Below are 25,359 nucleotides of genomic sequence, written 5' to 3' on the forward strand. Positions count from 1 at the left end.
CCTATGAGGAACTGGCTGCTGCTTTTTAGTCTGTTGGACCCTGAATGTACTTAATACTTTAGCTTTATCTAATCAGTTCTATATTATCCAACATGTCGGTCGGGTACCTGCTGATGGCGAAACCGTATACGGATCAGACGCAGACGCTCATAAATTTGATCCAATCCTGTTTCTGTCGCCTTTTCTTCCCCATACACTTTCAGCATGACAGGCTTGAGTAGCGTATCCCCCAACTCTTCATAAGCAGACCAGATGGCTGCCTGCTCCTCCTCAGATACATTCACCAATTCCTTGCGGATCAGCTTCTCCATATCAATACCATCCCTGTCCAAATGCTCCACAACTTCAATCATTTCTCTACGATGCAAACCTGTCTTCATCCCGATATGCTCCAGTGAAAGACCGTCCGAAATGCCTTCGATAATCGTTCTAGTTAGGCTGAACTTATTCAGCTCCTGCCTGTAATGGTTCTCTTTTTGCTTGTATAGCCATGACAAAAAAACTTCTTCTTCCAGCGTCTCTGTTACCCAGTTCAACGGAAATGGCGTGGTCCGGTCATTTTGTGTCGTAATAGCCAATAGCTCCGTCCCATATTGCGACACCTTACCCTGACCCATACCAGGCAGCTCCAACAATTCTTCTTCGGTATGGGGAAGATAGACGCTAATGAGTCGAAGCAGCCGATTCGTAGCGATAAAATAAGGCGCTTTTCGTTCCGTTGCTGCTTTTTGCCGTCTCCACATTGTCAACTGCTCATACACTTCATCACGTGGAAACAAATCACTGTAGCAATACAGCTTTTGCAGCGTTTGTCCTCGTCCTGACGATCCTTCTTGCTCATGAAATACGCCATGGATTAAGGGCCTGTAGCCCTCAGCCATTTTGAGCGCCAGCTCATGACGGTATACATGCAGTAATTCCTGCCACAAGCTGCCCTCATACCAAAGGTCGTCTATACTTTCATCCGGGACATGGTGTGTGCTCCAGCCTGCACTCCATCCCCCTTCATGTTGCCCAATCCATACCTGAGCAAAGTCCTCATAGCCCTGTTCATTCCGTTTGGACAAGCGATTTAAAAATACAATCTCCATGATTTCTTCCTCCCTCATATCGTTGAAAGACAGTCCCGCACAACACAAAAACGCAAAAAAAGCACCTATCCTGCGTATTCGCAAGAAAGGTGCTTCCCTTTTTGAGCCGTACTATGCTGTTGCCTATATAATAACCGTACCTTGGAGTGCCGTCAACCATAAATTCTAATGATTCAGCTTTTCCTTTGCCAATGCCAGAGCACCGCACAATCCAGCATTGTCACCCAATCCCGGAGATACGATATATTGCTCAATATCTGTCGTCAGACTCGAATGCTGTACGTATCCGTTCAAAAGTTCTTGAAGCTTGGTACGAATGAGCGGGAACAGTTGGTCCTGCTTCATTACTCCCCCGCCCATAATAATTTTTTGCGGTGACAGGATTAATACATAGCTCATTAAAGCCTGTGCCAAATAGTACGCTTCCATTTCCCAGGCTGCGTGATCGACAGAAAGTTCATGTCCTTTAACCTTCCATCTTTTTTCGAGCGCAGGACCTGCTGCCAGTCCCTCCAAACAATCTCCGTGATAAGGACATGTCCCCTCGTAAGTATCTTCTGGGTGACGACGTACCAGAATATGCCCCATTTCCGGGTGGGATAATCCATGTATCAGCTTTCCACCAACCAAAGCACCCGCCCCGATGCCTGTACCTATCGTAATATACAGACAGTTGTCCAATCCCTTGGCGGCACCCCAAATAGACTCACCAAGTGCTGCTCCATTCACATCCGTGTCAAACCCCATAGGCACATCAAAATGCTGTTTCAGTTTGCCAATTAGATTGTAATTTCCCCAATGTGGCTTTGGCGTTGTTGTAATATAGCCATATGTATCACTGCCTTCGATAGGATCAATCGGCCCGAACGAGCCTACACCCAATGCTTCAATGCCCTTGCCTTCAAAAAATGCGATGACATTCTCCATTGTTTCTGCTGGGGTGGTCGTTGGAAAGCTTGCTCGTTCCAGTACCTCCCCATGTTCGTTACCAATTCCACATACAAATTTGGTACCGCCTGCCTCAATTGCTCCCAATACTGTCATAGTTGCTGTTGTCCCCTTTCAATAATCCGGTTCTCTCTCCACTATATTCACCTGAAATGTGCCCGAGGTCAATCCCCTTATCGCAATTGTATATAATCCTTCACATGACTATACAACTCCCTTGACATAACGGTATAAAAATAAGGACACTAACGCACCCAGCGTCAGCATCCCTATAAACTTACTTCACTTAAATTGTCCGTATCAAGCCTAACAGCTTCATTATGATCCGGTTGCGACACCCATCAATGTACACAAGCTTTTCATTTCAAGCTGCTCAAACTTGTCTACAATTTGCACGTGATCCAGCGTCAGCAGACAGCTATCCAAAGCACATGCTACAGGTACACCGCAGTGAATTTCAGCAAGCTTGCGTGAAAGATGCAGCATATCCAAATCACTCTCAATTTTTTTACGGACCGAGGGTGTTAATTGATCCAAATTCTCCAGAATGCCTTCAATAGAGTCGTATTCCTGCACCAGCTTGAGTGCCGTTTTCTCACCAATACCTCGTACTCCTGGATAATTATCGCTTGCATCCCCCATCAGGCCTTTAAGGTCCACCACTTGGCGTGGCTTAAGCCCTTTTTCAGTCAGCAGGGTCTCCGGGGTGTATACCATATAATTGCCGTGCCCTTTTTTCATAATAATGACCCGTGTCCGATCATCCACTAATTGAAGTAAATCATGATCTCCCGAGAGAATCATTACATCCATGTCCTCATTTTGCGAATAATGGCGTGCAAGCGTACCGATACAATCATCGGCTTCAAAACCTTCCGCTCCAATGTTGGGAATGCCCAGGCTGTCTGTCACTTCCCGAATCAATGTAAATTGGGGAATCAAATCATCTGGTGCGTCGGCTCGGTTTCCCTTATACGCAGCAAAATGTTCCCCACGAAATGTCGTTCCGCCCATATCCCAGCAGCAAATGACGTGTGTAGGATTAAATGTTTGGACTGCATCCCAAAAATATCGAATAAAACCATATATGGCGTTCGTTGGCACCCCAGCTTTTGTACGACGGATATAACCGTTTGCGGCGGTTGCATAATAAGCGCGAAATAGCAGGGCCATGCCGTCAACCAGCATTACGGATTGTTCATTGCGTTGTGTCACAGATTGTATTGCTCCCATTCATCATAATATTTAACCCCCACAGTATAACATATCGTGGGGATAAATTGGGCGTTATTGAGCTCCCCATGTGCCCTCAAATGTTTCCTCTTTGAATCCTACCGTTACTTTGTTACCGTCGGTTACAATCGGGCGTTTGATTAATCTTCCATTCGAGGATAAAAGCGAAATTTGTTCTTCACGGCTCATGTCTCCAAGCTTATCTTTCAGCTTTAACTCTTTGTACACCTCACCGCTTGTATTGAAAAACTTTTTCAGCTCCAGCCCGCTTTTGCGAATCAAGTCTTCCAATTCCTCCGGGCCGGGCGGTTGTTCAAAAATAGGAATAAGTTCCGTCTCATGTCCCTTGTTTTGCAGCCATTTCACTGCATTACGACAGGTACTGCATTTAGAATACTGATATACTTTCAGTTGGCTCATCACTAGATTAACCTCCATTTGGTTTTCATCGCTTATTTATATTTTATTCTGAAAGATATTGCGCTCTTAATAGCTCCTGCATTCCAGCCATATCTTCAGGCAGCGGAGCATAGAACGTCAGCCGCTCCCCGGTAACAGGATGCTCCAAGGATAGCTCTGAGGCATGCAGAGCCTGTCGAGGCATCTTGGCATCAAGCTGATCATATCGCTCACGTTGCGCAGCGTCATCGGGTGTAATCCGATACATTTTATCTCCGATCAACGGACAACCGATATAAGTCATATGCACTCGAATTTGGTGCGTACGCCCGGATTCCAACTTTAGTCCGATGCGACTTCCCCCGTTCCACACTTCCTCCAGCTTATACAGCGTAAGGGCAGGATAACCATCCGGGGTCACCATACGTAAATGCGGATCATCCGGGTTGCGGTCAATCGGTCCGTCTACCTTTCCTTCCTGCAGCTCAGGCCGTCCATGCACCAGAGCTGTATAGCGCTTATCCACCGTTCCCGCAATCATTTGCTCAGAAATATGCTGGTGTACATACGGATTTTTGGCTATTACCAGCACACCCGTCGTCTCCTGATCAAGACGATGAACAGGACGAAACCGGAACAACTCTCCCTTGGCCTGCCAATAATGCACAACCCCATTAGCCAGTGTTCCTGTGTAATGACCGTGAGTCGGATGGACAATCATGCCCGCCGCCTTGTTCACCACTAACAGATGTTCATCCTCAAACAATATCTCAAAAGGAATGGGTTCAGGTAAAATATCATCAGAACGCTCGCGCTCCATACGAATTTCTACTCGATCCCCGGACTTCACCTTTACGCTGATGTACACACGTGTCCCGTTCAGCATAATACCTTGCTCGGTCAGCTTGAGTTTGGATATTAACTTTCGAGAAATGTTCATACGTTTTTGTAAAATAGTCTTCAACAGCATGCCCTCCTCCTCAGGAGGGATCGTATATACGATAGGTTCATAATACAAGCTCATCACAAATTCCCGGTTGCCTCCTTATTTGCGGAACACTTTTTTGCTGCGCACATATTCGACATCGGGCACACCCTGACGGACATTCGCTGTACGAGCAACGGCAAAGAAATAATCAGAAAGACGGTTCAAATACCGACGTACCGCCGGATTAATGTCCGTATGTTTACCTAGTGTAACAGCACGGCGTTCCGCGCGTCGGCAAACTGTACGGCAAACATGAAGCGTTGAGGATAATGTGCTACCACCCGGTATAATAAAACGCTCCACCTTCGGATTTTCCTCCTGACATGCATCAATCCAGCCTTCCAGACGCTCTGCCAGCTCGTCTTTCACCTTATATTTGCTTTCACTAATTTTAACAAACGCCAAATCCGAACCACAATCAAACAGCTCCTGCTGTATTTCTTCCAATTGAGTCCGAATATCCGTAAACTCTTCCCCTTCGGCAAAGCTGATCGCTTGTCCTACAAAGCTGTTCAGCTCGTCAATTGTACCGTATGCCTCCACACGATCATCATCTTTGGACACTCGACCGCCGATCACAGAAGTTTGTCCTTCATCACCTGTTCTAGTATATATGCCCATTTCATTCCATCCCCTTTATCATTCCGTAAGTGCTTTCAGCACCTTGATCGCTTCTTCCTTATTGCTTGTACGAGGCGGCACGGTAGCAAATAATGTTTTGGAGTTATATTTTAGCTCCTTAAACATCTTCATCTGCTCCACCGGAATTCCGAACAAATGAGTTTCCTTGCTTACATCTGATCCTTCTTCCTCCTGCCCCTTCTTCTTAAATACGCCGCCCTCGAACACGCCCCGAGCGTACGTCTTCTTGTCAAAAGCATCATCTAACGGCAGATTCGAGCCATTCTGTCCATACAGCTTCATGTCCTCTTCCGGCAAAAGAAACAGATCATGCTCCCCGGCCGCATATTCTACAACCAGCTTCTGCTGGTTATACAGCGGACTGACTGAAATCTCAATAGTCGGAGCCTGTTCGCCCAGCTTATCCTTAAGCTTTTGTGCCAGCTCTTCCCGGATGACTGAAGCATCCCCTTTATCCATAATAAAAATGGAGAAGCTGTCCTTGTCCCGTCCCCCACATCCAGCCAATAATACAAGTGCAAGCATTCCGATGATCCATGGCGATAGCCTTTTTAGCCCTGCTCTCATATGTACGCCCCCTCTTCCATGCCATTAATATATCATAAGTTGTGAACGCAAAAAAAGAAGGCCCGACGGCCTTCTTCTTACATTTGGCTGACTTCATACGGTTAAACCTTGCATTCCGTACCATACAGCTTCATATATTCATTGATTTTCAAATCGAGCTTGCAACTGATCTGGATAACAAGATCAGAGGTGAAGGACTGCTCTTCCTGAAATGTCCGCATCATCTCATTGCGCAGGAACAAAATTTCATCTTCCAGGGAAATGTCGTATCCTATTGAACTAGATGAATTATATCCAACATATGACATGAACATTCCTCCTACAATTGAAAAATTGAACTTCCTGCTTCCGATTTCAAATTATAGCATAGAAATTTAGAAATAAAAGACTATTTTTTATGAATTACCCATAAAAAAATAATTTTAACCTTCTTTTTTTACTTTTTCTACAAAATGACCAATCCGATCCAGTGCCTCCGTCAGCTGAGCAACAGAAGTCGCGTATGAGCAACGAAGATAGCCTTCGCCTCCCAAACCGAACACATTACCCGGTACAGCCGCAACTTTAGCCTCTGCCAAAAGACGCTGTGCAAATTCATCTGAGCTGAGTCCCGTGCTTTGAATACTAGGGAAAACGTAAAAAGCCCCTCTTGGCTCATGGCACTCCAGGCCGATTTCCCGGAACCCTTCAACCATCAGACGGCGACGCTGATTATAGGCTTCTACCATACGATCTTTCTCACCCAAACCATTCCGCAAGCCTTCCAGTGCCGCAACTTGACCCATAGAAGGCGCACACATTACGGTGTACTGATGGATTTTGAGCATAGCAGCAATCAGATCTGGATGCCCGCATGTATATCCAATACGCCAGCCTGTCATGGCGAAGGCTTTGGAAAAACCACTGACGAGAATCGTACGATCCATCATACCAGGCATAGCGGCAAAACTGACATGCTTTTCTCCATAATTCAATTCAGCATAAATTTCATCAGAAATGACGATCAAATCATGTTTTTCCACGACTTCGGCAATCGGAAGCCAATCCTCATAAGTCATCGTAGCCCCAGTTGGATTGCTCGGATAGCATAAAATCAACACCTTGGATTTAGGTGTAATTTTTGCCTCCAGTGCTTCAGCCGTCAGCTTGAATTCATCCTTAGCAAATGTTTCAATACCTACTGGAATCCCGCCTCCAATCGAAGTGATTGGAGAATATGAAATGTAGCACGGCTCGGGCACGAGAATTTCGTCGCTAGGTACAATTAACGCACGCAAAGCAAGATCAATCGCCTCGCTTCCCCCAACGGTTACGATAATCTCATTTTTGGGATCATAACGGACTTCAAATTGCTCATTCAGATAATCACTAATCGCTTCACGCAGTTCTGGCGTTCCCGCATTAGACGTGTAGCTGGTAAAACCTCGCTCCAATGAATAGACACAGGCTTCCCGCATATGCCAAGGGGTTGTAAAATCCGGTTCGCCTACACCAAGGGTAATAATATCCTTGTTGCCACCCACCAAGTCAAAAAACTTACGAATACCCGAAGATGGGATCTCGCGCACCAACGGGGACAAATAGGAACTCATGGCTTTGTTGCTGTCGGTAAATGCTTCTGTTTTGAGATTCATCATGATCTTCCTTTACGGCGAAATCATCAGACGATTATCTTCCTGATGGTCTTCAAAGATAATTCCGTCCTGCTTGTATTTTTTAAGCGTAAAATTAGTCTTGGTAGACAAGACCGAATCAATAGGCGACAGTTTTTCCGACACAAAATTAGCGACCTCACGGAGATTGCGGCCTTCAACCTCTACCAGCAAATCGTATGCTCCGGACATGAGATAGACCGATTTAACTTGCGGATACAAATAAATCCGTTCTGCAATCCCTTCAAAGCCTCTTCCACGCTCGGGTGTAATCTGTACTTCGATCAAAGCGGTAACCTTTTCGTCGTCGACTTTGTCCCAATTGACTACAGCGGCGTATTTGACGATCACATGTTGGTCTTCGAGCTCTTTAATTGAGGTGCGAACATCCTGCTCGTCAACCCCCAGCATAGTAGCTAATAGAGTCGGTGTTCTTCTTGCATCTTCTTTTAACAATTCCAGCACTTTTAATTTCAATTCATTCAGTTCTGTCATTCTACATAAGGCCTCCATCGAAAGAGATTACTATACATCATACAATACGCACTTTAAACCTGCAAAGAAAAACCGTCCACTCCGGTAAACCCGGCAGATGGACGGCTGTTATGGGAATCTGCTTCAAAAACAGAAAATCCCGTTTACATATAATAAGGGTTGTTTTGATGAGTAGACTGTCCTTGCTGGTGCATAGATTGGCCATATACTCCCGCAGATGCCGACTTTTGCTGAATGAACTGTTGGCATTCTTGTTGGGTCTTGCGAGCTTCTTGAATCTGTTTGTCTAAATCGATGCGCAGTGCTTTAGTCGGAGTGGCATACATATTGTTTTGGCTCATCAGATGATACAAATCACCTTGCAGACGCAATGTATCATTCGTAAGGTCGGTGAACATCTGACGCACAGACGGACAGTTGGATTCTGTCGTCGCCGTTGTGTACTCGCGCACCGTACGTTTCATATCAGCAAGAATGGTATAGAGCAAATCTTCTTCGGGCATAAATGACATATTGTTTTGTGAATACATTCTGTCAAACCTCCTTTATTGTAAATCCAAATTACTGCTGCGGTTGCATTGGGGCAAGCTGCTGATGCTGTTGAAGAGCATTAGAAAGCAGATTCAAGTGGTGCTCATGAGTTCTTGCCAGTTGCAAACAGGCTTGTTGGATGGCTGGGTGCTGAATAGAAGCCGCTGTCGCCGCACTTTGTTTGAGTAGTAGTTCTTCATTGGAAATGGAGTCCACGATGTACTCCAGCTCTTTGCCTGACAAGGGTTGCATGTTCGTAGATTGCATAATTTCTGTGCCTCCTTGAATGTTTTGTTGCACGCTGGTTATCTTGTCCGTTTGGCGAAATACTATGTACACCTAAGAAATACTACATATTACCTTATGAGGAGTGCATTTATATGGAATTGATAAGCGGGAATACATATTGGCCCAGTACCTTGGAGAAAATGTTGGATTTCCCGCCTTTGGCAGAGGATTTAAATTGTGATGTATTGATCATCGGTGGCGGGATGGGTGGATCCATCTGCTCCCGACTGTTGGGAGAACGACAGGTAGACGCCGTGGTTATTGACAAACGCAAGCTAGTACATGGAAGTTCTTCGGCCAATAACGGACTGCTGCAATATAGCAATGATAAGACCTTAACTTCCTTCATCAATACGTTTGGTGAAACGAACGGTGTACTGTTTTACCGTATGTGTAAAGATGCTCTGGATCAGTTGGAAAAACTGTCTACCACGCTGGAAATTGATCCGTCTTTTACGCGCCGAAGTAGCCTGTACTATGCAAGTACATCGGAGGATGTGCAGACACTTCAGGAAGAGTACAAACAGCTAACCCGATTTGGATTTCCCGTCGAATACTGGGATGATCAACAGATTGCTGCCCGATTTCCTTTCCGAAAACCAGCAGCTTTATACACACGCGAAGATGCCGAGGTTAATCCATTTTTGTTTGCCCAAGGACTGCTGCGATCTGCAAGCCGTCTCGGTGTACGCTTATATGAGCATACGGAAGCCAAGCATTTTGAATTTAACGAAAATGAAGTTGTTTGTCATACCAGCGGTGGAATTATCCGAGCGAAAAAAGTTATTTTTGCAACAGGTTATGAAACACAAGAGATTAAAACAGACCGTGGAGCCGTTCTGGAAAGCTCATATGCTATCGCCACCAATCCAATCGGAGATACTCCCTTGTGGCATGAACAGTGTCTCATCTGGGAAACCGCTCGTCCTTATCTATACATGCGCTCCACACCGGAAGGACGCATTATTATTGGTGGTTTAGACGAACCTGTACTGGACGCCAATCAACGTGAAATCAGGCTGCTGCACCAACAGCAAAAGCTGCTACAAACGTTACAGGAATTTTTTCCGGGTATATCATTTCAGATCGACTTTGCATGGGCTGCTGTATTCGGCTCCTCTCATGACGGCTTGCCGTATATTGGTCCACATCCGCGTTTTCCCAACTGCTACTTTTTAGAGGGTTACGGGGGAAATGGAGCAGTCACGAGTATGATGGCCGCACAACTTTTGGCTGATGAACTGACGGGCACACACCGACCTGAAATGGAGCTTTATTCTCTGACCCGTACTACCAAGCCCTCGCCCGAAACAACGGAACCGATGGTTTAACATATGAAATACAAAAAGAACCTCCTTCCCCTATAAGTGGGTCTGGAGGTCTTTTTTAAATGTATTTTAAACTATTCGGTTTGCTTGTGCCAGCGTTGTGCGTGGGAATGAGACTTGCTCTGCTTTGTCTTTTGTTCCATTTTCAGCACACTTCGCATAAAAAACCATCCTAGCACTGGCATCAATGCCAGTCCAATCAACAACCAGATCATCGCTGTGGGAGCCTTGCTGATACTTAGGACACCCAAGAAAATGAGTGTTCCGGTCAATCGGCCTACCATTAAGCATAGTTCGCGTAGTACAACCAGTTCCACTCTCTGATTGGCATCTCCTTTACTCGTACCCATTAAATCAAAGCTGGCAGAAATCATGGGAATTAAATACAAGGGCATAAATAAAGCGGTGCCGATCCCCATAATCAGTAGTGTACTATACTCCATACGCCACAATAACGGTAAAAGCGCGATCACCAACAACACGGCACCCAACAGCATACCCGCCGAACGATAGTGTGGCTTGAGCCATTTTCCGACAGCCCAAAAGCTGAAAAATGAAACCGCCGATGTAATAAGTGAAAACTGCGCCAGCTTCCATTCCTGTTGAGTAGCTACATACACGAGCAGCGTAATCAGGAAGGCAAATACCCCTTCACGGATGCCCTGGGCAACAAGCGATAACGACAACGGACGCCACATACTCCCTTTTTGTGACAATCGCTGCTTGGGCTCCTTCCAATTGTAATTTCCTGTCGGCTTACGCTTGCGAAGAAAGAAACTAAGCACCACTCCTACGACATAAAAAGCCAAGGAAATACTGAATATCACGCGGTAACCTGCGTCATCCTCCATACGGGCAATAATCCAACCGGACAGCCAAGGTCCCACTATACCGGAAAACGAGCCTAGCAGACCCACCCATCCGTTAAAATGATCACGACTTGCCTGATCCGTGACCTCGAAAAAAATCACATTAAACGCCAGCCAGAATAAACCTAATGCTGCACCCAGCAGCATCCCGAGCGGCCATATGTAGTTCACAGCCTGCGGTCCCGTATATAACACGATCAGATAAAATAGGCCGGATAATGCGGTCCCCACGCGCAGGGCATTCATTTTGTTATGTTCCTTGACCCACTTTCCAGCCACCCAGACCATAATTCCCAGGGCAATTTGTTGACTGACATTAAACCAGCCGATCATCGCGTAATCCTGCCTGCTTTTCCACAAATACACGTTAAGAAATGTGCCTGACAATGCTGCTGCAAACACAAACAATCCATTCAAGCTTAATAGCAGAATGGATTGTCCGTTCAGGTTTGATTTCAATGCAGTTCCCCCTAACCGAAAAATCACCAATCAGCTTATTTCAAGCCAGCTTGTTCAAAGATTTCTTCGATTTAAGATGCCCGTATTGAGCTTGGGCCTATCCGGGGGATTGCTATTTAATTGTTGGAAATACCGCTGAGCTTCTCCAGCATCCGCAGTCGGTCATTCTCTGATAGTGTCTGCTGTACATGGAAGCAGCTAGGGCACACATAAACATTCAAGACGAACGGCAAATCCAGAACAGGCTTGCCAAGCGCTGGGGACATCGACGGTTCAAAACCTTCTCTGGTTACGGTTTGCGAACCCGCATGCAGCATGTACTCCCCACATTGAGAACATTCAAGAACCTCATCTTGTCTGTCGAGTATTTGTTCAGCACCTTGTTCATAAGCCATCAGATCCGCACCGCTTTCTTCGAATTTTTGCAAAGTATGCAGCACAGGCAGCTTATGAAGCTCATTATCCTGCAACAATGGTGCATCAACCGGTTTTTCAACTACGATTTCATCCTCTGCCTCATATAAAATATCCTGCTCCTCATCATCACCGAGCTGAATACTCAATGTCCGATAACCCTTCAGGTCTTCTTTTCCATGAGAGTGGGGCACCGGGGTTACAGAAGCCACATGATCATGTTTCGTCTCTTCATGTCCATGCTCACCGGCATGTCTATGCACAGGTGGAGAAACAGACTCATCTTCATCATCGGTGATGTCAGAGTACCCTTTCAGATCATTATGGCAATAAGGACACTCTTCCTCAGGCCCTAATTCTTCATCCCAAATAATTTCCATGTTACACCATGGGCAAATAGTCATTTCCAAGCTTTATCATCCTTCCGTTCCAAGCGTATACCAAGCTCTAGTATACAGGATGTGTCAAGTTACACTGGCACCGATCACATAAGATAACGATATTGAAATAATCATGGAGAACAAGCCGACAGCACGATTATCCTCTTTAATCTGTTGATCGATAGAAAATACCGGTGTTAGAAACTCAAAAAGAAAGTACGCCGCAAGTAGCAGTAAAAAGCCAACGAACGACCAAATCATCGTATCATACACACTAGATTTGGCTTCCATCGCAAAGCGGAGCACGTTGCAAATACCGAACATTTTCCCTCCCGTAGCCATGGCTACCGAAACATTGCCGCGCTTGATCTCTTCCCAGCATTTATAGCGGGTTACCAGCTCAAAACACGACAAAAATACAATTAGCTCCAGCACCGCCACCGAGAAATAACCCAGCATCATCCCCAACGGATGTGACAGCAATTCATCAATCGCCATCTTCACTTCGTCCCTCCCGTTCTACCAAGCGTTCCCGGGCAAAGCCGGCAACCCATAGCTATTCCAATTCAGCAACTGTTACGCCTGTGCCGCCTTCATTGTAATTACCGATACGGTAGCTTTTCACATGTTTATGCTTGCGGAGGTACTCCTGAATACCGGTTCTCAGGACACCTGTACCTTTGCCATGTATAATGTGTACCTGACCCAGATTGGCCAGAAACGCTTCATCCATGAAGCGGTCCACTTCCATCAAGGCTTCCTCCACGTTCGCCCCCCGAAGATCAAGTTCACTTCGTACGTTATCATCCCGTGTCCGCTTAACGCCAGTCACTGGTTTTTGAACTCTTGGAGTCGTTGTTTGTGCAGGTTGCAGTAGTTCCAGATCATCCAGACTGACCTTCATCTTCATGATTCCCAGTTGAACCACAGCTTCCTTGGTACCGGACAGTTCAACCACGTGGCCTTTTTTATTCAGACTGTGAACGGATACTTCATCGCCAGCCATGATAGAACGAGTACGTGTAGCGGCCGGGCGTTTGACGGTACTTTTCTTGCGTTGCTTCGGTTCAGCCTCATCCAATTCTCTGCGAGCTGCAATCAGCTTATGCTCCTTAACCGAGGCCCCTTCTTCCTGAGCCAATTTACGCAAATCAGTAATGATTTTCTCTGCTTCACTACGAGCCTTATCCACGAGAACTCTTGCTTCGTCCTCAGCTTTTTCCAGCATACGGTCCCGTTGGGACTCCAGCTTATCCAACTCCGTCTGATGACGGCTACGCAATGCTTCCATTTCCTTACGCAGCTGCTCCGCTTTTTCCCGTTCTTGCTCAGCTGTTAAACGGTTCTGCTCCAGTGACGCGATCATGTGCTCGACGCGCTGGTCTTCCTCCGTTACCTCACCACGGGCATAGTCTAAAATACGCCCTGGTAATCCCAATCGCTCGGCAATAGCAAATGCATTACTTCGTCCGGGAACACCGACCAGAAGGCGGTAAGTCGGGCTTAATGTAGCGACATCAAACTCCATGCTTGCATTAATAATTCCTTTACGCTCATAGGCATACGCCTTCAATTCACTATAGTGAGTCGTGGCAACCATACGGCAACCCATGGCATGTATATGCTCCAAAATGGATACAGCTAGAGCCGAACCTTCCGCGGGGTCCGTTCCTGCCCCCACTTCGTCAAGCAATACAAGACTTTTGGGCGTCATATTTTTCAGGATGCTAATGATATTGGTCATGTGACTGGAAAATGTACTCAAGTTTTGCTCAATGCTCTGCTCGTCACCAATATCGGCATAGATTGCATCAAATACACACAGCTGGCTTTCATCCTCAACAGGTACAAACAGTCCAGACATCGCCATCAAACTAAGCAGACCGATGGTTTTCAGAGTAACGGTTTTCCCCCCTGTGTTCGGTCCGGTAACGATAATGGAGGTGTATGAATTGCCCAACTCCACATCAATGGGAACAACCTGCTCCAACGGAATTAGGGGATGTCTGCCCTTTTTCAGCTTCAAATATCCGCGGTCATTCATTAAAGGCAAGGTTGCCTTCATTTCACGGGCGAGACGCGCTTTTGCAAAAATAAAATCAAGATTGCCCAATATGTCCACATCATACAGCAACATATCTGCTTGTTCTGCGACAAGTGCGGTCAGCTTTTGTAAAATGACTTCAATTTCACGCTCTTCTCTCAGCCTTGTTTCCCTCAGCTTATTGTTCATGGCTACAATGGATTCAGGCTCGATAAACAATGTTGCGCCAGACCCGGATTGATCATGAACAATTCCGCCAAAATAAGAACGGTATTCGGCCTTAACTGGGATCACAAACCGATCTCCACGAATCGTTATCAACTGATCTTGAAGCATTTTGGATACAGTTGAGGAACGAATCATGGAATCCAGCTTTTCACGAATACGCACTTCTCCCGAGCGCACCTCCCGACGGATTTGAGAAAGCTCAGTGCTGGCAGAATCCAGCACCTCTGCATTTTCGTCAATACAGCCTTTAATGGAGTTTTCTAAACCTCTCTGCTCCGAAAGCTGCTCACTCCAATACAGCAATGTTTCGACAGGATTTTCCTCATGCAAACTTGCCACGTATACCTGTATACGGCGTGCGGCCTGAACTGTTGTCCGAATGCCAAGCAACTCCTGCGGGCTTAACGTTCCGCCAATACGGGCACGCTTCACCGCCGGAGTGATATCCACTACTCCGTTAAATGAAGGCACTCCTTTGAGTCGATCAGCAGCATAGGCCTCATCCGTACCTTTCAGCATTTTCTTGATATGCTCCAAATCATCGCTGGGCTGTAGTCGAAGGGCTGTCTGTTGTCCCGTTGCCGTTTGGGCATAGTGACTTAGTTTATTTAGAATTTTTTGATATTCAAGGGTTTTAAAAATTTTAGAGTCCAACTTCACTACTCCTTTCACATATATCTATATTATACCGAAAGCAGCAAACTTACGCTATTTGCCAACTCCTTTTTACACATAAGAAAGCTCTTCATGCCACACACTAACCTTTGTCTAACCCTGTAAATTCAAAAAACAAAGGAGGTTATTCCGTGAGCATTCTCGGGCACATTGTACGTTTCATCGTTGCCGCTCTGGTGCTGATGGTCGTAAGCTGGATCGTTCCCGGATTTAGTGTAGGCGGCTTTTGGAGCGCGCTGATTCTTGCCATTGTCATCGCCTTGGTTGGTTACATTATCGAGGCAGTGTTCGGCCGACGCGTTTCTCCATTTGGACGCGGTATCGTAGGTTTTCTTGTGAGCGCTCTGGTGATCTGGATCGCTCAATATGTGGTGACCAATGTCAGTGTTTCCGTTCTGGGCGCATTGCTCGCTGCGTTGGTTATCGGGATTATCGACCTGTTTATTCCGGTATCGACACCGTTTGAAGCAGGTCGCAAAGACGGGAAATAACTTCAATAGAACTCCCGACAAAGCTGTCCCGAAGCAGATTTCGTCTGCCAAAGGACAGCTTTGTGTCATATAACCTCTGAGTGGATACAAAAGCAAACAATCCCCGGCGATGAGCAGCCGGGGATTGCCTTACATTTTTAATCCGTATCTACTGATCCTGTTCGATAAGTTCAATCCATTCATTGTACTCCGTTTGAAGTTTAGTGTATTCTTCCTGTAATTGACGTAATTCTGTAGAAATCTTCTCCGTATTTTCCCGATCTACGTCCTGTTGTACTTGTAACAGACGAAGCTGATGCGCCGCCATTTCATATTTTTGACCCACTTCGTCCAATTCAGACTGCAAGGCCATTCGTTCCTGCTCTATGGACTGCTGTTCAGCTTTCGCTGTTTTGGCAGCTTCAACCGCCAAACGAGTCTCCTCCTGAAGCTGTTCCTTTTGTTCAACGGTTACCGCTATTTCCCGTTCCCAAGATGCAAATTCTTCCTTACGGGCAGCATCTTCAGCTTCCAGACGTTCCGCTTCTGCCTTCAACTGATCGTATTTAAGTTGCCACTCTAAAGATTCTTCCTCAGCACGTTCCAGTTTACTCCGCCGTTCGTGATCTTCCTGTTGAAGCTGCTTAATATTCTGCTCCAGCTGTCCAGCTCGGCTCTTCATGCTTCCATATTGCTCCTGAAGCGATTGATACGCCTTAGCTCCCTCTTGCTCTCGGACTTTGGCTTTCTCAAGCTCATCCTGAACGCGAATCAGCTCAGGTGAAAGCTCCTTGATTCTCGCTTCAAGTTGAACTAGCCGTTGCTGTTGTGAAGCAAATTTATCATTAATAGCTTCGAGCTCAGCCTCTGCGTGCTGTAATTGCTCCTGTATCGCTTCCTTCTGTTCACGTGCTTCCAGCAGGGAGAGCTCCAGCTCATCAACTGCCAACTGGCGTTCTTCTGCAAGCTTCTTCCATGACTTCTCGCTTTCAGCTAGCGTAGCCAGCTCACTTTGCAGCTTGCGAGAAGATACGTGAGCTTGCTCCAGCAGCTTCTGCATCCGCCGCTGTTCTTCCTCCAGCTTAGCCGTCTGCTGCTGCGTAGCCTTAGCTTCAGCTTCTAATTGATCATATCGGCTTTGCAGTTCTTCACGCGCAAGCGTATCTGCCTGCTCTCGCTCTATCGCAGCCTGTCGCTGTGTTTCCAGCACAGACTCCAGCTCGGACTGTTGTTGCTTCAGTACTCTTGCTTGTTCTTGAGCCTCTCCCAGACGAGAAACAAGCTCTGTACTGCCTGCTTGTACTTGTTCTAATTGTTCCTGAAGCTCCTCAACCCGAATCTCCTGCTCCAGTGCAGCTTCATCAGCTCGCTTCTGCGCTTCCTGATGCTGGAGCTTTTCTTCATTCAACGCCAATTCAGCCTGTTTACGTTCCTGCTCCAGCTGCTCATTCAGCCCTGAGCACTTGGTCTGCCATTCGCTTACCTTCTTACTATGCTCTTGCTGCAAAGCAGATCGCAGCTTGTCCAGTTCTGTACGCTTTTGCTCCTGATGAGTCTTCTCTGCAGCTGACAGCTTGGCTTCAGCCTGTTTAGTCGCTTCAGCTACTTCCTTCTTCATCTGCTCTTCTATTTGTCGGATACGGGCATTAGCCGCCTCCTGCTGCTCTTTCAGCTTGCGAGAAGCTTCTTGACGAGACTCCTCCAATTCACGTTTAGCTTGTTTTTGTCCATTTTCAAGTTCAGTCGCTTTTTTCTCCTGCTGTTCTAGCTTTGCCTTCAATTGGGCAATCTCTTTGGCTGATACAGATTCGGTTTCCATCAGCTTCTTCTGCGTTGCTTCCTTTTCTTCCTTTAGTTGAATAAAAGATTGATGCAGATCTGTATTTTTTTGCTGCTGTTCTCCTAGTGCCGTCTGGAGTTGCGCCAGATCTCCCCGGAGTTCTGCTCGTTCCGCTGCTAAGCGGTTCATATGACTCTGAATTTCCTGGATTTGTACAGCTTCTTCTGCCATATGAACCGCAGCCAGCACGGCAATTCGTGGCATATCCAGACGCGAATGAGCTTGAGAAATGCTGTGCATGCGCTCATCCACGTAATTGGCAACCTGCTTCATATAATCGGTATTGCTGCCGACGAGTTTATAAGAAGTACCGTAGATCTCTACAGTGACGCGAGTACGATCTGGTGTAGTCACAATTATGCCCTCCTTCAATACTACTGTATGTTGATTCTAAGGTGTGTCCGGTACTATGGTAACCCGCCTTCCGTGAAGCGTTCAACCTTATTAGTCCGGCTTCCCCGCAGCGGGTAAATATCAGAGTAAGAGAGCTTCTATGATGATAGGCCAAAAAGCCGTATCGAACCTCTGTCACTAAGATTCGATACGGCTTCCCGCATTTCCTGCTACTTTCTCAATTCCGCTCCAAAAGTTTGTTCCAGAGACGTAACGACAGGAGTATGCGCCGCATTGATCTCTTCATCCGTCAACGTATGTTCCCAATGACGATAGGTCAGAGAGATAGCTACGCTCTTCTTATCTTCACCAAGCTTACTGCCTGTAAATACATCAAACACTCGTGCATCCTGCAACAGCTCTCCGCCTGCAGCGTGAATAACACGAAGCAGTTCACCTGCCTCGACGTCTTTATTTACCACGAGGGCAATGTCACGTTCCACGGATGGGAAGCGAGCCAGCTCTCTGAACTGAATATGAGAGTTGGCGTGTTCAACGACCTGTTGCAACGCAATTTCCGCTACATACGTATCATTCAGCCCATAAGATTGTTGAAGCTCCGGATGAATCTGCCCAATGGTACCGATCCGTTGAGAGTTTCCATTCACATCCAGCCATACCGAAGCAGAACGGCCCGGGTGATAGCTTTGTGGTTGGTCAGCCACATAACGAATGCTGGCACTCAATCCGAAATAGTCAAACACCGTTTCAAGCGCGCCTTTAATATCAAAGAAATCAACCTTTTCAGCACCAATATTCCATTGTTTTTCACGGCGTACCCCAGTCAGCAGTAGACTAAGCACTTGAATTTCCTGCGGCTGACGGGTTAATGTTTGTTCCTCTGTATAAAATACTGTTCCCATCTCAAAAATCGCCAGATTGTCTTGCTTGCGATTCATGTTGTACACCGCTGTATCTAGCATCTGTGGGATGATACTCGTACGCAAAACACTACGGTCTTCGCTCATAGGCATAGCCAAACGTACCGGATGGCTACCTTCTGTCAGGGCATTAAATAACCCTGTACTTTGCGGATGTACAAAAGAGTAGCTGATCGTCTCCTGCCAACCACCATGAGCCAGCAATCTGCGCAGGGAGCGGCGCAATGATTGCGATGCTGTCAAAGCTCCCGGAGTTGTAGGACCTTCAATCGGCGTGGTCGGGATATTGTCGTAACCATACAGACGAGCTACCTCTTCGATTAAGTCCACGTCAATGGTAATATCTCCACGGCGTGTAGGAACTTGAACTTCCAGCACACCTTGCTCTGCGTCGCCACATCCGAAATGAAGTCTACCGAAAATCGTTTTCACCTCAAGCAGCGACAGTTCGGTTCCCAAATATCGGTTTATTTTATCTAGCGACAGCTTGATAATGCGGTTTTCAGCTTTTGCAGACGCTGATTCTACGATGCCCTGGTGTACAGTGCCTCCCGCATAACGCTGAATCAGCGCAGCTGCACGATTCACAGCAGGCACAACAGCGCCTGGATCAACCTCTTTTTCAAAACGCAGACTCGCTTCTGAACGCAGTCCAAGTTGACGGGATGTTTTGCGAACTGTACCGCCGTCAAACTTGGCAGATTCCAGCGCAATGCTGACCGTCGCATCCGTAACCTCGGAATTGGCTCCACCCATCACGCCTGCCAATGCAATGGGTTTCACACCGTCTGTAATCAGCAGCATATGCGGCTCCAACTTACGCTCCTGATCGTCAAGTGTAATCAATGTTTCGCCTGCACGAGCGAGTCGAACTTCAATATTTCCATTTTCCAGCTTATCCGCATCAAAAGCATGCAACGGCTGACCGTATTCCAGCATAACGTAGTTCGTAATATCTACGATGTTGTTGATCGGACGAACACCTGCCGCCATCAGACGGTTTTGAATCCATAACGGGGAAGCCCCCACTTTTACACCTGTGATATAACGGGCCGCATAGTGCGTACACAGTTCAGGAGTATCTACCTTCACAGACAGATGATCTGCCGCTGCATCGCTAATTTCAACCAGATCCTTAGCCGGGTCAGCCAGCGAAATGTCACGTCCCAGAATCGCACTCACTTCATATGCTGCTCCGTGCATGCTCAGGCAATCCGAACGGTTGGGTGTCAGATCAAAATCCAGCACCTGATCATCCAGCGCCAGCAGCTTCGTAATTGGCATACCAATTTCAGCATCCTCAGGCAGCACCAAAATACCTTCTTGCAATTCCTTTGGAAGCAGCTTGTCATTCATGCCCAGTTCTTTGGCCGAGCAGATCATGCCCATGGATACAACACCACGTAGCTTGGCCTTTTTAATGTGGAAATCTCCCGGCAACTTTGCACCTACAACTGCAACAGGAACCTTTTGACCTGCATCCACGTTTTTAGCACCACACACGATTTGCAGATCTTCCTCTTGACCTGCATCGACAATACATACATTCAGCTTATCAGCATCTGGATGCTTTTCCTTGCTTTTAACATAGCCGACAACGACACCAGTAATTCCTTGATTGCGCTGCTCGACCTCATCAATTTCTATGCCCGAACGGGTGATTTTCTCTGCTAGATCCTCCGCGCTTACCTGATCCAGCGATACATAATCGGACAGCCACTCGAATGATACTTTCATATGGGTTCACTTCCCTTGATATAGTTGTTTATTGACGCGCAAACTGTTTCAGGAACGACAGGTCACTGTTATAAAAATGACGAATATCGTCGATACCGTATTTCAATATAGCAATCCGCTCTACACCCATACCGAATGCAAAGCCGCTGTACACCTCGGGATCAAAACCTCCCATCTCCAACACTTTCGGATGGACCATGCCACAGCCTAAAATTTCAATCCATACACGTTCGCCATTTTTCTTCACAAAAGTCACGTCTACTTCAGCGCTCGGCTCTGTGAACGGAAAGAAGCTTGGGCGCAAACGGATTTCGGTCGATTCTCCGAACATTTCGCGTGCAAATTGAAGTAAGGTTCCTTTCAAATCACTCATACGAATGTCTTTTCCAATGACAAGCCCTTCAATTTGGTGGAATTGAAAAGAATGCGTTGCATCGTCATCATCACGTCGGAAAACCGTACCCGGACAGATAACCTTAATAGGCGTTTCGCCCTTCATCGCTTCCATTGCACGAATCTGAACCGGTGACGTATGGGTACGCATCAACAGATCCTCGGTCAGGTAAAATGAATCCTGCATATCCCGTGCTGGGTGATTTTTAGGCAGGTTCAATGCTTCGAAGTTATAATAATCCGTCTCTGCCTGTGGACCTTCAGCCACTCGATAGCCCATACCTGTAAAAATATCCTCGATTTGCTCAATCACTTTGTTGAGCGGGTGCAGTCCACCTTGCGGCAACGCGCGTCCAGGCAGCGTAACGTCGATCTTTTCCGCTTGCAAACGCTCATTTGTTTCTGCTTTCGTGAACTCGTCCTGCTTACGGTTAACGACTTCTTCAATCGCCTCGCGCACCTCATTGGCTACCTGTCCAACAACTGGACGCTCTTCCGCGCTCAGCTTGCCCATACCGCGCAAGATTTCAGTCAATGCGCCCTTTTTCCCCGAATATTTGACCCGTAAATCAGCCAGCTCCTTGGGTGTTGCAACCTTCTCCAATACTTCCAGTGCTTCTTCCTTCAAGGCCAGCAAATGTTCCTTCATTTGGATGGTTTCGCTCATCGCCTGTTCAGTCCCCTTTCTTCATTTCCAGCTTTTCAGACAACAAAAAAAGGTCTTTTCTCCCGGTAAGGGACGAAAAGACCGTGGTACCACCCTCGTTAGACAATAAGCTCAGCTCACCCAGCATTCTGCCTTACGGCAACTAGTTACAGGTGATTTTCATGCTATGCATCATCGTCTCGCTCTACACGTTGTAACGGTCGTGAACCGGTATCCCCTACTTGCACATTCGCCATTCACATGGCGTCTGAGGTTCAAGGAACTGCTCCGGAGCGAACTTCAACAGCCCAGTATTTGCAGAAACGCTCTCAATCCTACGGCGCTTCCTCCCTGTTCAATCGGACACTGTCTACTCTTCTCCATCAAGACATTTTCAAAAATTCGAACTATTGTTCATTATTATATGCAAACTACCGCGCTTTGGCAAGCAGGGCATACGTTTCATTTCTTTAGATATCGAGATCATCCAACCGCTCCAGATTTGCACGAATGCGCCTGATTTCGCTCAACAACTTCTCGTTTTCGTCATTCGTGCCCGTCATTCCCATCAACTCTGTAAGACGCAATTGTAATCGAAGCCGTTCCTCACGCCGCTCCTGGTCTTCTGGCTCCCGTTGACGGCTCCGCTCATCTTCTTGCTTTTCGTCGGCTGTCCCCTCATAAATTTCATATCCGCCCTCCGGCTTCATATCGAGTAATCGAGTTGCCGTGCACCTCACCAGCTCCCGATCATGTGAGACGAGCACCAGTGCTCCATCATAGTTACGCAAAGAATCCTCTACAATTTCACGGGTTTCAATGTCAAAATAATTCGTGGGTTCATCCAGCACCAGCAGATTGGCTCCACTAAAGTACAGACGCAGAAAAGCTACCCTGCATTTTTCTCCCATACTGAGTGTCCCGATCCTTTTAAATACGTCCTCTTTCGCAAAAAGAAAGCAGCCCAACACCGTTCTTGCTTCTGTTTGAGTCATTGTCGGGAGTGCAAGCAGACTGTCCAGCAACGTTTGATCCTCCGGAAGCTGCTCCAGCTCCTGTGAAAAATATCCGATGTTCAACTGTGGGTTGGTTGTGATTTTTCCTGTCTGTGGCTCCAGTTGACCTGTTAATAACCGAAGCAGCGTGGTTTTACCAATTCCATTGGGCCCGCGAACAGCCAGTCGCTCTCCACGTGCAACGATCAGATTTAGATTTTTCACAATGATACGGTCGTTGTAGCTAAAGTCAACCTGCTCAGCACGCAGCAAATATTTTGCCTGAAACCCGCTGTCACTTAATTTCATGTGCAAAGACGCAGCCTCACGCGGTTGCTCTACTCTATTGGCCTCCAGTCGCTCCAGTTCCTTCTCCTTCGCATGATAACGGGAAATATTTTTTTTAGCTTTGGCCTTATAAAAGCTCTGCGTGACGGCCATCTCAACCTTGGATGCGCCACGATGTGCCTGATGAAACCATTCCCTGTAATTTCGAATCGTTTCCTCCAGCGCCTGTTTCGCGAGTTCCTGCTTCCGATAGCTGGCTTCCTGCTCTCGCAGCTCTCGCTCCTTTTGCGCTTTATATTCCTTATAGCCGCCTTTATAGCGCCCAATACCCGTCGAAGTGAGCTCAACTATACTCGTAGCCACCCGATCCAAAAAGGCTCTGTCATGCGATACAAACAGCAGTGTTCCCGGATACGTGGACAGCCACTGCTCCAGCCAAAGCAAGCTTTCGGCATCCAAATGATTGGTCGGCTCATCCAGCACCAGCAGCTTCGGCTGCCTGACCATGAGTCCGGCTAATCGCACTCTCGTCTTCTGTCCGCCACTCAGGTCACCATAAGCAATGGACCACGTCTGAACAGGCATTCCCATTCGAGTGAGCGCCTTTTCCACCTCAGACTCCCAGGCAAAGCCTTGCAGGCGTTCGTATTCATCCATCAGTTCGCCGTAACGCTCCAGATGATGCTCCATATCCTCCCCAGCATCGGCTAGGTCAGCTTCCAGCTGTCCCAACGCTCGCTTGAGACGCCAATGTCGAGGGCTGGCCTGCTGTGCGGCCTCCAGTGCGGTTCGAGACCAATCCACCGTATCCTGCTGCTTCAGCCAGCCCCGCTCTTCCAGTGGCAAATCATGCTCTACTTGACCAGAGGTTGGCGCTTCATCTCCCAGCAATATTCGCAATAGCGTCGTTTTACCTGCTCCATTTCTTCCAAACAGTGCGAGCCGTTCTCCTTCCATCACTTCCAACGACACATTCTCAAATAAAGATGTCCCGCTCCAATCCTTTACTACATTGCGAATACGCAAAATCGTTCTCATACCGATCATCCTTTCCCAGTCCGGTTTTTTGATCCCGGAAGCAATAAAAAAAGCCGCAGAAGGCTGCGGCTTGCATGCAAGGAATATAGAATGACTGTTATGAATCGTTTCAGAACATACGCTTATGAAAAATAACACCGTAAACGAATAAGCCAAATCCCGTTCCGGAATAAACGCATACATCCCTACATTCATTTTCAGACACACTTCTCCCGTTGCAGCTTACAGCCGCCTGCCAGTAACTGTGCAGTTAAGTGGGAAAATCAGTGTGCTTACTTCATCGGACGTATGGTTACCTTCCTTTTCATGGGATACTTACTTGCAGTCAGTATAGCAGATCACAATGCATTTGCAAATAACCCGCGTTATTTTCCAAATACCAAAGTTGTATTGGACGAACCTGCATATTTCGTTACAAACTCTTTAGTATATTCAGGAGTCTGAACCTGATAGCTATAGTTTTTGCTTGGATTCCAACTGGTTACACGCGATTTTTGGTTGTTGATGGCGGGAAAACTCCCCACATCTTTAAACTCGCCATTGGCTTTATCATCAAGAATACCGCCCTTTTCACTACCTTTTCCAAAGTAGTTGTACTCAGAATAGATTCTTGCATTCGTAGCAATGGTGTAAGCAAGCTGGAAATTATTAATATAATTATTTTTAACATGAAAATATCCATATCTCATAAGCCCTGGGCCACGTACAAGTAAGTTTTCAAAGTAATTATTGGCGATCGTGATATGGGGCATGCCATCATAATTTTTATTGCCATCATCAGGGTATCCCAAAATGAGACCATATTTATGATTAGCAAATTTGGAGTTACTAATGGTTACATAATCAGCCGATTGACCTATGTACAAAAGTTTGTCCAGATCCGAGCCATTCGCATTATAACTGTGACCTGCAAATGTAACATGATCAATCCAATAATTTGTACCTGCAGTGAGATAAAGTTGGATGTCATCGTTACCGTTAATGTTGGCACTGTGCTCAAAAGTTAAATTTTGAAAGATCACATTTCCCGAATTATTTGTTGTTTTCAAATGAATGTTAACCAGCTTGTGTTGCGCGTAAGAACCAATGAGTGATTTGTTGGAACCAATGTTGACCACGGTTTTAGAGGAGGCAGAAATATTTTTTTCGATTACCAGAATTTTAGGAGTTGAATCCCCTAACTGGTTTTTCAAATCGTTTACATTATTGATATAAATGACCTGACCGCCTTTTCCCCCCGTTGTGGCAGGCTTTGTAGCTCCATTTTCACTTTTAGCCTGTCCGGCAAAACCAGTCATTCCATTCGTCGACGTATTTGGAAAATCAGCAGCGGCGAACGTAGAACTTGCTGAAAAAGTAAACAGCATCAAAGTTAATGCTAAAAACAGAAAAGAAATTTTCCTCATTGCAGCTACACCATCCTTTTTTAAGTTAAATCCCGACAATG

General features: G+C 46.6%; 23 protein-coding genes. 2 read left to right on the forward strand and 21 right to left on the reverse strand.

Features of this window, described 5'->3' with window-relative positions; translation table 11 throughout:
* Window positions 1–83 precede the first annotated feature (83 nt).
* From NLX73_RS13500 to NLX73_RS13555, 12 genes are all read right to left on the reverse strand, one after another.
* Window positions 84–1,091 carry an HRDC domain-containing protein gene (locus NLX73_RS13500; RefSeq protein WP_254326427.1) on the reverse strand — a complete coding sequence of 336 codons (1,008 nt, stop codon included), beginning with the start codon at window positions 1,089–1,091 and terminating at the stop codon, window positions 84–86.
* A gap of 165 nt (window positions 1,092–1,256) precedes the next feature.
* Window positions 1,257–2,135 (reverse strand): ROK family protein, encoded by an 879-nt coding sequence (locus NLX73_RS13505; RefSeq protein WP_254326428.1) that lies wholly within the window; start codon window positions 2,133–2,135, stop codon window positions 1,257–1,259.
* Between the two features lie 222 nt (window positions 2,136–2,357).
* On the reverse strand, window positions 2,358–3,254 hold the full coding sequence (locus NLX73_RS13510; RefSeq protein ID WP_080710677.1) for a 5'-3' exonuclease: 897 nt from the start codon (window positions 3,252–3,254) through the stop codon (window positions 2,358–2,360).
* A gap of 72 nt (window positions 3,255–3,326) precedes the next feature.
* A complete protein-coding gene (locus tag NLX73_RS13515; RefSeq protein WP_069291482.1) occupies window positions 3,327–3,692 on the reverse strand; it encodes an arsenate reductase family protein in 366 nt (121 codons plus the stop codon).
* Window positions 3,693–3,735: 43 nt separating this feature from the next.
* On the reverse strand, window positions 3,736–4,695 hold the full coding sequence (locus tag NLX73_RS13520; RefSeq protein WP_254326646.1) for an RluA family pseudouridine synthase: 960 nt from the start codon (window positions 4,693–4,695) through the stop codon (window positions 3,736–3,738).
* 21 nt (window positions 4,696–4,716) lie between these two features.
* The gene (locus tag NLX73_RS13525; RefSeq protein ID WP_061829140.1) at window positions 4,717–5,280 is read right to left on the reverse strand and encodes a cob(I)yrinic acid a,c-diamide adenosyltransferase; all 564 of its coding nucleotides are present in this window, start codon (window positions 5,278–5,280) and stop codon (window positions 4,717–4,719) included.
* A gap of 18 nt (window positions 5,281–5,298) precedes the next feature.
* Window positions 5,299–5,868 carry a type 2 periplasmic-binding domain-containing protein gene (locus NLX73_RS13530; RefSeq protein WP_069291480.1) on the reverse strand — a complete coding sequence of 190 codons (570 nt, stop codon included), beginning with the start codon at window positions 5,866–5,868 and terminating at the stop codon, window positions 5,299–5,301.
* 101 nt (window positions 5,869–5,969) lie between these two features.
* Complete coding sequence (locus NLX73_RS13535; protein WP_061829138.1) at window positions 5,970–6,176, reverse strand: aspartyl-phosphate phosphatase Spo0E family protein; 207 nt, start codon at window positions 6,174–6,176, stop codon at window positions 5,970–5,972.
* A gap of 114 nt (window positions 6,177–6,290) precedes the next feature.
* Window positions 6,291–7,502, reverse strand: a complete 1,212-nt coding sequence (locus tag NLX73_RS13540) for an aminotransferase class I/II-fold pyridoxal phosphate-dependent enzyme (protein ID WP_302055424.1) — start codon at window positions 7,500–7,502, stop codon at window positions 6,291–6,293.
* A 12-nt stretch (window positions 7,503–7,514) separates the two neighbouring features.
* Window positions 7,515–8,015 (reverse strand): Lrp/AsnC family transcriptional regulator, encoded by a 501-nt coding sequence (locus NLX73_RS13545; RefSeq protein ID WP_013370105.1) that lies wholly within the window; start codon window positions 8,013–8,015, stop codon window positions 7,515–7,517.
* A 143-nt stretch (window positions 8,016–8,158) separates the two neighbouring features.
* Window positions 8,159–8,545, reverse strand: coding sequence for a spore coat protein (locus tag NLX73_RS13550; protein WP_029516490.1), 387 nt, complete (start codon window positions 8,543–8,545; stop codon window positions 8,159–8,161).
* Between the two features lie 31 nt (window positions 8,546–8,576).
* On the reverse strand, window positions 8,577–8,813 hold the full coding sequence (locus tag NLX73_RS13555) for a hypothetical protein (RefSeq protein ID WP_061829136.1): 237 nt from the start codon (window positions 8,811–8,813) through the stop codon (window positions 8,577–8,579).
* Window positions 8,814–8,926: 113 nt separating this feature from the next.
* On the opposite strand from NLX73_RS13555, the gene NLX73_RS13560 reads away from it, so the two are divergent.
* Window positions 8,927–10,165, forward strand: a complete 1,239-nt coding sequence (locus NLX73_RS13560) for an NAD(P)/FAD-dependent oxidoreductase (protein ID WP_254326429.1) — start codon at window positions 8,927–8,929, stop codon at window positions 10,163–10,165.
* 71 nt (window positions 10,166–10,236) lie between these two features.
* On the opposite strand, the gene NLX73_RS13565 is transcribed toward NLX73_RS13560, so the two are convergent.
* The 4 genes from NLX73_RS13565 to NLX73_RS13580 form a co-directional block, all read right to left on the reverse strand.
* A complete protein-coding gene (locus NLX73_RS13565) occupies window positions 10,237–11,490 on the reverse strand; it encodes an MFS transporter (RefSeq protein ID WP_061829135.1) in 1,254 nt (417 codons plus the stop codon).
* A gap of 116 nt (window positions 11,491–11,606) precedes the next feature.
* Window positions 11,607–12,314: a hypothetical protein gene (locus NLX73_RS13570; RefSeq protein ID WP_250261964.1), complete on the reverse strand. Its 708-nt coding sequence runs from the start codon at window positions 12,312–12,314 to the stop codon at window positions 11,607–11,609.
* A gap of 54 nt (window positions 12,315–12,368) precedes the next feature.
* The gene (locus tag NLX73_RS13575; RefSeq protein ID WP_013309402.1) at window positions 12,369–12,782 is read right to left on the reverse strand and encodes a DUF350 domain-containing protein; all 414 of its coding nucleotides are present in this window, start codon (window positions 12,780–12,782) and stop codon (window positions 12,369–12,371) included.
* Between the two features lie 58 nt (window positions 12,783–12,840).
* Window positions 12,841–15,210, reverse strand: a complete 2,370-nt coding sequence (locus NLX73_RS13580) for an endonuclease MutS2 (protein WP_254326430.1) — start codon at window positions 15,208–15,210, stop codon at window positions 12,841–12,843.
* Between the two features lie 152 nt (window positions 15,211–15,362).
* Between NLX73_RS13580 and NLX73_RS13585 the strand changes: the two genes are divergently transcribed.
* Window positions 15,363–15,722: a phage holin family protein gene (locus NLX73_RS13585; RefSeq protein WP_023987773.1), complete on the forward strand. Its 360-nt coding sequence runs from the start codon at window positions 15,363–15,365 to the stop codon at window positions 15,720–15,722.
* 148 nt (window positions 15,723–15,870) lie between these two features.
* Here NLX73_RS13585 and zapA read toward each other — a convergent pair whose 3' ends face one another.
* The 5 genes from zapA to NLX73_RS13610 all read right to left on the reverse strand — a co-directional run bounded on the left by zapA (window position 15,871) and on the right by NLX73_RS13610 (window position 25,279).
* Window positions 15,871–17,895, reverse strand: coding sequence for a cell division protein ZapA (gene zapA, locus NLX73_RS13590; RefSeq protein WP_254326431.1), 2,025 nt, complete (start codon window positions 17,893–17,895; stop codon window positions 15,871–15,873).
* A 209-nt stretch (window positions 17,896–18,104) separates the two neighbouring features.
* Entirely contained in the window at window positions 18,105–20,552 is a 2,448-nt protein-coding gene (gene pheT / locus NLX73_RS13595; RefSeq protein ID WP_254326432.1) for a phenylalanine--tRNA ligase subunit beta, read from the reverse strand.
* A gap of 28 nt (window positions 20,553–20,580) precedes the next feature.
* Window positions 20,581–21,612: a phenylalanine--tRNA ligase subunit alpha gene (gene pheS / locus NLX73_RS13600; RefSeq protein ID WP_269321413.1), complete on the reverse strand. Its 1,032-nt coding sequence runs from the start codon at window positions 21,610–21,612 to the stop codon at window positions 20,581–20,583.
* A gap of 449 nt (window positions 21,613–22,061) precedes the next feature.
* On the reverse strand, window positions 22,062–23,912 hold the full coding sequence (gene abc-f / locus NLX73_RS13605) for a ribosomal protection-like ABC-F family protein (RefSeq protein ID WP_254326648.1): 1,851 nt from the start codon (window positions 23,910–23,912) through the stop codon (window positions 22,062–22,064).
* A gap of 365 nt (window positions 23,913–24,277) precedes the next feature.
* Window positions 24,278–25,279: a polysaccharide lyase family 1 protein gene (locus tag NLX73_RS13610; protein ID WP_254326649.1), complete on the reverse strand. Its 1,002-nt coding sequence runs from the start codon at window positions 25,277–25,279 to the stop codon at window positions 24,278–24,280.
* Window positions 25,280–25,359 lie beyond the last annotated feature (80 nt).

It is taken from the genome of Paenibacillus sp. CH40, assembly GCF_024213605.1.
Lineage (GTDB): Bacteria > Bacillota > Bacilli > Paenibacillales > Paenibacillaceae > Paenibacillus > Paenibacillus polymyxa_B.